An 8,340-nucleotide genomic window follows, 5' to 3' on the forward strand; every position below is an offset into this window, starting at 1 on the left:
CAGCACGTCGATGTTGCTGCCGAACTGCCGGATCTGCGACTGGAGCTGCACGGTCAACGGCTGCGAGGAACTGTCCGCGAAAAGCAGCGCGACCAGCATGTCGTTCCACACCCACAGGAACTGGAAGATCGCGAGACTGGCGATCGCCGGCCGCCCCACCGGCAGCACCAGCCGGGTGAAGATCCGCCACTCGCTCCCCCCGTCCATCCGGGCGGCCTCCAGCATCTCCTTCGGCATCTCCGCGAAGTAGTTCCGCAGCAGGAACACCGCGAACGGCAGCCCGTAGGCGACGTGGAACAGCACGACACCGGGAATGGTCCCGAACAGCCCGAGCTGTCCGAAGAGTTTCGCCACCGGCAGCAGCCCGATCTGCACGGGCACGACCAACAGCGCGACGACGACCAGGAAGACGGGTTCACGCCCGGGGAAGTCCAGCCACGCGAAGGCGTATCCGGCCAGCGCGGCGACGACCACCACCAGCACGGTGGTCGGCACCGAGATCAGCACCGTGTTCCAGAACGCCTGCGTGATCCCCGAATTCCCCAGCAACGCCGAGTAGTTCTCGAAGGACAGCTCCCCCGGGCTGGTGAACACGGTCCACCAGCCCCCCTCCGCCGTCTCCTCGGCCGACCGCAGCGAGGACAGGAACAGCCCCGCCAGCGGGGTCATCCACACCAGCCCGATCACCACCAGGAACGCCTGCACCACCGCGTTGCCCAGGACACGCCGCACCGCGCTCACCGCTGACTCCTCCGAAAACGACGGACGTTGAACACCATGGCCGGAATGACCAGGAGCAGCAGCAGCACACCCAGCGCGCTGCCCAGCCCCTGGTTGTTGCCGCCGCCGAACGACACCAGCCACATCTGTGTCGCGAGCACGGTCGCGTCCTCCTGCACGGGACCGGGCGCGATGATGTAGACGAGGTCGAAGACCTTCATCACGTTGATCACCAGCGTCACGAACACCACGGTGAGGACGGGCGCGAGCAACGGGACGGTGATCCGCCGGAAGATCTGCCACTCGTTGGCCCCGTCCATCCGCGCCGCCTCCAGCGCGTCCCGGGGCAGGGTGGACAGCCCCGCCCCGATCAGCACCATCGCGAACCCGGTCCAGATCCACAGGTACGCCCCGATGATCGCAGGGGTGACGAGCGCCGGGCCGAGCCAGGAGACGCCGTCGTAGGGCGCGGCGAAGTTCGACGAGGGCAGCTTCAGGGTGTACGGGCCGCCGTCCAGCCCCGTGAACCGGAACGACCCGTCGGCCGCGGTGGTCGTACTGGCGGCCGTCTCCCCGCCGCGCACCGCTTCGACCGTGACCCCGGGCAGTCCGTTCTCCTCCCGGTCGACCACTCCCGGTTCCCCTCCCCCACCGGGCGTGAAGTCGAGGTACACCACACCGCGCACCTCGTCGGAGCCGGCCTTCTCCCCTGCCGCGGCGACGGCGGGTTCGGCCTCCCCCGGCAGGTCCTTGGGTGCCACCCCGACCAGCCCCAGCACCGCCGCCGTCCCCCCGGGTGACACCTCCGTCCCGGTGACGTACGACCCGTCCGCCTGCTCGGTCAGCCCCTCGCCGTCCCGCGCACGGGCGGTCGGATAGGAGGAGCTCCCCTCGAAGGCGTCGTGCACGGACACGACGGCCGCGTTGAGCACCCCCTTGTCCGGGTCGTCGTCGTAGGCGAGCCGGAAGATGATGCCGGCGGCGAGGAAGGACACCGCCATCGGCATGAACAGCAGCAGCTTGAAGGCGGTGGCCCAGCGGACCTTCTCGACCAGGACGGCCAGGATCAGCCCGAGCCCGGTCAGCAGCGTCGGCGCCACGACGACCCAGATCGCGGTGTTCCGGATGGCCTTGAGGGTGGTCGGGTCGCGGAACATCTCGGCGTAGTTCCCGCCGCCCACGAACTCGCTGCCGGAGGCGTCGAAGAAGCTGCGGCCGACGGAGAACAGCACCGGGTACACCACCAGCGCGCCCAGCAGGAGCAGCGCGGGGAACACGAACAGCAGGGCGATGACGCGCCCCCGCCGGCGCAGGCGCCTGCCGCGCGCGCCGTCGGGGTGCGCCGGCGTCGGGGGGCTCGCCTCTTTCACCAGTGTGGCGGTCATGGCGGTCAGTTCCCGTACGCCTTGGCCGCGGCCTTCTCGAGCTCGGCGGCGGTCTTCGCCGGGTCGGCCGGGTCGCGCAGGAAGTCCTGGAGGATCTTCCACTCGCCGGTGCCCTTGGTGCCGCCGAAGGCCGCCGGGGCCTGGTCGGACATGTCGAAGCGGACCGAGTCGCCGGCCTCGATCAGGGACTCGGCGGTGGCGCGGGTGACGTCGTCGCCGTAGGAGGAGAGGTCGAGCTTCTTGTTCGGGGAGAGGAAGCCGCCCGCCTCGGCCCACACGGCGGCGGCCTCCGGGGTGGCGAGGTACTCCAGGAGTGCCATGCCGGCCTCGCTGTTCTTGCCGTCCTTGAGGACGACGGCCGCGTCACCGCCGCTGACCACGGGTGCCTTGCCGTCGCCCACCGGCGGGAAGGGGAAGAAGTTCGCGTCGGTGCCGATGTCCTTGCCGAACTGGTCCTTGGCGACACCGGCGACGAAGTCGCCCTCGTAGACCATGGCGGCCTCCGCCTTGGGTCCGAAGACCTTCTCCACGGAGCCGGGGAAGTCGGTGTTGAGGGCCTGCTTGCGGCCGCCCGCGACGAGCTGCTCGTCCTCGAAGAGCTCGCCGAGGGTGGTGAGCGCCTCGACGACGGTCGGGTCGGTCCACTTGATCTCGTGCGCGGCGAGGGCGTCGTACTTCTCGGGTCCGGCCTGGGAGAGGTAGACGTTCTCGAACCAGTCGGTGAGCGTCCAGCCGTCCTGTCCGGCCACGGAGAACGCGGCGAGACCGGAGTCGGAGATGGTCCGTCCGTTCTCCAGCATGGCGCCGTACGTCTTCGGCGGGGTGACGCCGGCCTGCTCGACGGCCTCGGGGCTGTACCAGACGGTCGACTTGTGGGCGGCCTTGAAGTAGAGGCCGTAGAGGGTGCCGTCGACGCTGCCGTAGTTCTGCCACACCTCGGCGAAGTTGCCGTCGACGGTGGACCGCACCTTCTCGTCGAGCGGCTTGAGCCAGCCCTTCTCGGCGAACTGCTTGAGCACGCCGACCTGCGGGACCATCACGACGTCGGGGGCGTTGCCGCCCTCGATCTTGCTGCCGACGACGGTGGAGACGTTGTCGCCGGTGGAGACGAAGGCGGTCTCGGCTCCGGTCTTCTCGGTGAAGGCGTCCAGCACCTTCTGGAAGTTCTTCTGCTCGCTGCCGGACCAGACGCCGGCCACGGTGACCTTCTGGCCGTCGAGCGACTTGTCGCCGCCGCCGGCCGTGACGGGGTCGCCGCTTCCGCAGGCGGTCGCGCCGAGCGCGAGGACGAGGGCGGTGCATCCGGTGAGCAGGGTGGTACGTCGTCGCATCATCGTCGATGTCCCTTCGGGGGTACGGGGTTTCAGGAGCCGTCGATCCACCAGGCGGCGGTGGAGCCGGGGAGCGTCCCGGGCGGGCAGGGGCCGCTGGCGAGCAGCGGGGTGCCGGCGACCGGGGCGGGTACGGGGGCGGTGCCGAAGTTGACGGCGCAGACCAGGTCGTCGCCGCGGGTGAAGGCGAGGACGCCGGGCTGGGTGTCCAGCCAGCGGAGCGTTCCCTCGCCCAGCTGGGTCAGGGCGGCGCGCAGTTGGAGGCCGTCGCGGTACAGGTGCCAGGAGGAGCGGGTGTCGGCCAGCGCCCGGTCGGTGGCGTGCGCGGCGAACCACTCGGGCTGCGGCAGCCAGGGCCGTACGCCCTCGGCGCCGGAGGTGAAGCCGAACGGTGAGGCCTGTCCGGACCAGGGCAGCGGCACCCGGCAGCCGTCGCGTATCCGGGCGCGGCTGCCGGTGCGGCGGAAGATCGGGTCGGTGAGCACGTCGTCGGGCAGGTCCACGACCTCGGGCAGGCCCAGTTCCTCGCCCTGGTAGATGTACGCGGCGCCGGGCAGCGCCAGCATCAGCAGCGCGGCGGCGCGGGCGCGGGCCGGGCCGAGTCCGCTGCCGTCCGGGGCGGGTTCGCCGTAGCGGGTGACGGTGCGGACCTGGTCGTGGTTGTTGAGGACCCAGGTGACGGTGGAGCCGGTGCCCGCGATGTCCTGCATGGCCTCGGAGATGACCTTGCGGAAGGCGTCGGCGTCCCAGGGGGCGCCGAGGAGGTCGAAGAAGAAGGCCTGGTGGAGTTCGTCCGCGCGGACGTAGCGGGCGTGTTCGCGGGCGGTGGGGACGGAGACCTCGCCGACCAGGAGGCGTTCGCGGCCGTCACGGGCGGTGTACTCCTCGCACACCGCGCGCCAGTGCCGCCACACCTCGTGCACCTCGGGCTGGTTCCAGGCGAGCGGGTTGACCGAGTCGCGGGTGCGGGCGTCGGCCTCCGGGTCCGGGGAGTCGGGCAGCTCCGGGTGCTTGAAGAGGCCGGCGGCGACGTCGATGCGGAAGCCGTCGGCGCCCCGGTCCAGCCAGAAGCGGAGGATCCGGTCGAACTCGGCGGCGACCTCGGGCTCGCGCCAGTTCCAGTCGGGCTGTTCGGGCGTGAACATGTGCAGGTACCACTGGCCGGGCCGGCCGTCCGGCTCGGTGATCCGGGTCCAGGCGGGGCCGCCGAACATGGCGTGCCAGTTGTTGGGCGGCTCGGCGCCGTCCGGGCCGCGGCCGTCGGCGAAGTGGAAGCGGGCGCGCTCGGGGCTGCCCGGGGCCGCGTCGAGGGCGGCGCGGAACCAGGGGTGCTCGCTGGAGCAGTGGTTGGGGACGATGTCCAGCAGCACCTTGACGCCGAGCCGCCGGGCGGCGTCGACCAGCAGGTCGAACTCGGCGAGGTCGCCGAAGACCGGGTCGACGCCGGTGTAGTCGGCCACGTCGTAGCCGTGGTCGTGCTGCGGCGAGGGGTAGAAGGGGCTCAGCCAGATCCCGTCCACGCCGAGCTTCTTCAGGTAGGGCAGTCCCGCCCTGACCCCGGCGAGATCGCCGATGCCGTCACCGGTGCTGTCCAGAAAGCTGCGGACGTACACCTGGTAGATCACCGCGTCACGCCACCAGTGGTGCCTGTTCACCCCGTTGACCTGTCTGTGAGGAGTGCTCGTTATGCATGCATGTTAGGTAGCAGGGTCGCGAGAGTGTCAATGAACGTACGCAAGCTACCGTGGAGTTGGCCAGCACAGACCGGTGCTTAAGCGGGCGTAACGGGCACGTTCGAGACGTCCGCGTTACCTAACATGTAACTAGGAGGGGTCCTATCGCGAGGAGACGGCGGCCAGCTCGCCCGCCAGCCGGCGCACCGCGGCCCCGGGCGTCTGCCGCCCGGTCATGGCGTCGTGCACCACCGCCTGCACCACCAGGCTCACCTGGTCGTAGTGCGGGCTCTTGGGGCGCGGGGCGGCGGCGAGCACGCTCTCGCGCAGGGTCGGCAGGTAGGGGAACCGCCGGACCAGTTCCGGATCGTCGTACAGGCCGGCCCGTACGGGCGGCAGGGCGCCGCGCGTGAGGACCTGGCGCTGCACGCGCTCGCTGGTGAGGTACGCGATCAGGCGCGCGGCGGAGTCGGGGTGCCGGGCGTGGCCGGCGACGGCCAGGTTGGAGCCGCCCAGGACGCTGGTGCCCGGACCGTCCGGTCCCGGCAGCGGTACGGCGCCGACCTTGCCGGCGACCTTCGAGCCCGGGGCGGAGGCGGCGACGTAGGCGTAGGGCCAGTTGCGCAGGAAGAGCAGTCCGCCGTCCTGGAAGGCCTGCTTGGACTCCTCCTCCTTGTACGTCAGCGCCTCGCGGGGGATCCAGCCCTCGCGGACCCCGCGCGCGAGGAAGCCGATGCCGTCCCTGGCCGCCCGTGAGTCGACGGTGACGCGTTCGCCCTCGTCGCCGAGGATGGTGCCGCCGGCCGAGTAGACGGCCTCGGCCGCGTTGACGGTCAGGCCCTCGTAGGGCAGGAACTGGCCGGCGTAGCCGTCGAGGCCGTGCTCCGGGGCGAGGGTCCTCGCGGCCCGTTCCAGCTCGGCCCAGGTGCGCGGGGGCGGGACGCCCTCCTTCGCGAGGACGTCCTTGCGGTAGAGGAGCAGACCGGCGTTGGTGACGTACGGGACGGCGTACAGGCGTCCGTCGTAGGTCGCCGTGTCCACGACCCGGGGCAGGAAGGCGCCGAGCGGGAAGCGGTCGCGGGGCAACGGGCGGATCCAGCCGGCGGCGGCGAACTCCGAGGTCCAGCTCACGTCGATGTTGAGCACGTCGAACCGGCCGCGCTCGCCGCCGCGCAGGTCGGTGATCATCTGCGCGCGGGTCTCGTCGGCGGAGTCGGGCAGCTCGACGAGGGTGACCTCCTCGCCGGGGTGGGTGCGGTTCCAGCCCTCCAGCACGGAGCCCAGATAGCCGGTGAGATCGCCGGCGGTGGCCAGGGTGAGCGGTCCGCGACCGCCCCCGCCTGCCTCGTCGGCCCGCGCACCGGAGGCGACGTAACCGGTCAGGACGACGATCAGCACGAGGAGGCCCCTACCCGCGGCATGGATCCACCGCATAGGTTCCTCCCTGTACACCGGCCCCCGGGCACCCTCGTCCGGGGGTCAGAGGCCATGTATACCTGTTAGGTATGCGCGATACTAGGCCCTGCGGCACATTACCCACAGGACGCGAGGAGGAGAGCACGAGTGCGGCTGCCCCTCCTGGCGCTGCTCGCCCGTGGCCCGGCCCACGGCTATGAGCTCAAGCAGGACCTTGAGCAACTGCTGGGCTCCGCGTACCCTCAGCCGAACGTCGGCCAGATCTACGTCACCCTCGGCCGCCTCGAGAAGTCGGGACTGATCGAGGGCGAGGACGTCGAGCAGTCGAGCCGGCCCAACAAGAAGGTCTACCACCTCACCGACGCCGGGCGGGAGGCGCTGCGCGCCTGGTACGAGGAGACGGCGGACGAGCCGCGGGTGCGGGACGAGTTCTTCATGAAGCTGGCCCTGGCCCCGCAGACCGGTCTCGCCGACCAGATCGCGCTGATCAACCGACAGCGGCGCCAGTACCTGAACACCATGCGGCAGTTGTCGAAGCTGGCCGCCGCCGAGGACCGGGACAACCGCATCTCCCACCTGCTGATCGAGGGCGCCATGCTGCACCTGCAGGCCGACCTCGACTGGCTGGAGCGGTGCCAGGAGGAGCTGGAGGAGCTTCAGTGAGCGAGAACACCGCTGAAGTGCTGCGCGCCGAGGGCCTGGTCAAGACGCACCACGGCGAGGGCGCCCCGGCGCACGCCGTGCGCGGGGTCGACCTGCGGGTGGCGCGCGGCGAGTTCGTGGCGATCACCGGCCCGTCCGGTGCGGGCAAGTCGACGCTGCTGCACCTGCTCGGCGGGCTCCAGCGGCCCGACGCGGGCAGTGTCTGGCTGGACGGCGTGTGCACGGACGGCTACGGCGAGGCCCGCTGGGCGGTGGAGCGCCGCAAGCGGATCGGGATCGTCTTCCAGTTCTTCAACCTCGTCTCCGACCTGTCGGTCGCCGACAACGTGGAGCTGCCCGCGCTGCTCGCCGGGGTGCCGCCCAGGAAGGCCCGCGCCGGGCGGGAGGAACTCCTGGCCGAGCTGGGTCTCGCGGGCAAGGAGCGGAGCATGCCGGGCGAGCTGTCCGGCGGTGAGCAGCAGCGGGTCGCGCTGGCCCGGGCGCTGGTCAACCACCCGCCGCTGCTGCTGGCCGACGAGCCCGCGGGCAGCCTGGACAGCAGGGGCACCCGCGAGGTGATGCGGCTGCTGTCCCGCTTCCACGCGCGCGGGCAGACGATCCTGCTGGTCACGCACGACGCGCGGCTGGCGAGCGCGGCGGACCGGGTGATCAGCTTCTTCGACGGCCGGATCGCCGACGACGCCGCGCTCGACGGCGGCGTCCCGCCGCGCCGGACCGGTACGTCCGGTGTGCTGGAGCTCAAGGACTGACATGCGCTTCCACGACCGCCCCGCGCCGAGGGGTTGAGCGCCCGTGCGAGCCACTCTGCGCTGGGCGCACTCCGATCTGCGCACGCACCGCGGCGAGGCGCTGTTCCTGGTGCTGGCCACCGCGGGCATCGTCGCGTCGCTGCTGCTGGCCACGGCCCTGTTCGGGTACGCCACCAACCCCTGGCAGCGGGTCTTCGCCCAGGCGCACGGCGCGCACGTCACGCTGCACACCACCGCCTCCGCCGACGCGGGGGAGCTGGCCGGGCTGGACGGCGTGGAGTCCGTCGCCGGTCCCTACCCGACGGCCGCGCTCACCCTCGCCTCGGGGGGCGGCCGGGCCTCCGTGGAACTGCGCGGCACCCCCGCCGAGCCCGAGGTGGGCCGCCCGCTGATCACCTCCGGG

At 71.5% G+C, this 8,340-nt stretch carries 7 protein-coding genes and 1 pseudogene; 3 read left to right on the plus strand and 5 right to left on the minus strand.

What is annotated here, in order from left to right:
* The 5 genes from B7767_RS26220 to B7767_RS26240 all read right to left on the minus strand — a co-directional run.
* Positions 1-741 (minus strand): carbohydrate ABC transporter permease (locus B7767_RS26220; protein ID WP_085574347.1); only part of this gene is annotated, 741 nt, incomplete at its 3' end.
* Positions 738-2,105, minus strand: a complete 1,368-nt coding sequence (locus B7767_RS26225) for a carbohydrate ABC transporter permease (RefSeq protein WP_085574348.1) — start codon at positions 2,103-2,105, stop codon at positions 738-740. The genes B7767_RS26220 and B7767_RS26225, both read right to left, overlap by 4 nt.
* Before the next feature lie 5 nt (positions 2,106-2,110).
* A complete protein-coding gene (locus B7767_RS26230) occupies positions 2,111-3,439 on the minus strand; it encodes an ABC transporter substrate-binding protein (protein WP_085574349.1) in 1,329 nt (442 codons plus the stop codon).
* Positions 3,440-3,468: 29 nt separating this feature from the next.
* Entirely contained in the window at positions 3,469-5,091 is a 1,623-nt protein-coding gene (locus tag B7767_RS26235; protein ID WP_085574350.1) for a glycoside hydrolase family 13 protein, read from the minus strand.
* Between the two features lie 180 nt (positions 5,092-5,271).
* On the minus strand, positions 5,272-6,543 hold the full coding sequence (locus tag B7767_RS26240; protein WP_085574351.1) for an ABC transporter substrate-binding protein: 1,272 nt from the start codon (positions 6,541-6,543) through the stop codon (positions 5,272-5,274).
* 129 nt (positions 6,544-6,672) lie between these two features.
* Here B7767_RS26240 and B7767_RS26245 point away from each other — a divergent pair, with 129 nt between their 5' ends.
* The 3 genes and pseudogenes from B7767_RS26245 to B7767_RS26255 form a co-directional block, all read left to right on the plus strand.
* Positions 6,673-7,188: a PadR family transcriptional regulator gene (locus tag B7767_RS26245; protein WP_085574352.1), complete on the plus strand. Its 516-nt coding sequence runs from the start codon at positions 6,673-6,675 to the stop codon at positions 7,186-7,188.
* The gene (locus B7767_RS26250) at positions 7,185-7,937 is read left to right on the plus strand and encodes an ABC transporter ATP-binding protein (protein WP_085574353.1); all 753 of its coding nucleotides are present in this window, start codon (positions 7,185-7,187) and stop codon (positions 7,935-7,937) included. The genes B7767_RS26245 and B7767_RS26250 overlap by 4 nt, the downstream gene beginning before the upstream one ends.
* Positions 7,938-7,980: 43 nt before the next feature.
* Positions 7,981-8,340, plus strand: a pseudogene (locus B7767_RS26255) (ABC transporter permease); the annotation flags it as partial.

It is taken from the genome of Streptomyces sp. 13-12-16, from assembly GCF_002114215.1.
Taxonomy (GTDB): domain Bacteria; phylum Actinomycetota; class Actinomycetes; order Streptomycetales; family Streptomycetaceae; genus Streptomyces.

What these genes read in the sequence shown, in the direction of transcription:
- B7767_RS26225 (WP_085574348.1), bottom strand. Translation starts at nt 2,105, where the DNA reads ATGACCGCCACACTGGTGAAAGAGGCGAGCCCCCCGACGCCGGCGCAC.
- B7767_RS26230 (WP_085574349.1), bottom strand. Translation starts at nt 3,439, where the DNA reads ATGATGCGACGACGTACCACCCTGCTCACCGGATGCACCGCCCTCGTC.
- B7767_RS26240 (WP_085574351.1), bottom strand. Translation starts at nt 6,543, where the DNA reads ATGCGGTGGATCCATGCCGCGGGTAGGGGCCTCCTCGTGCTGATCGTC.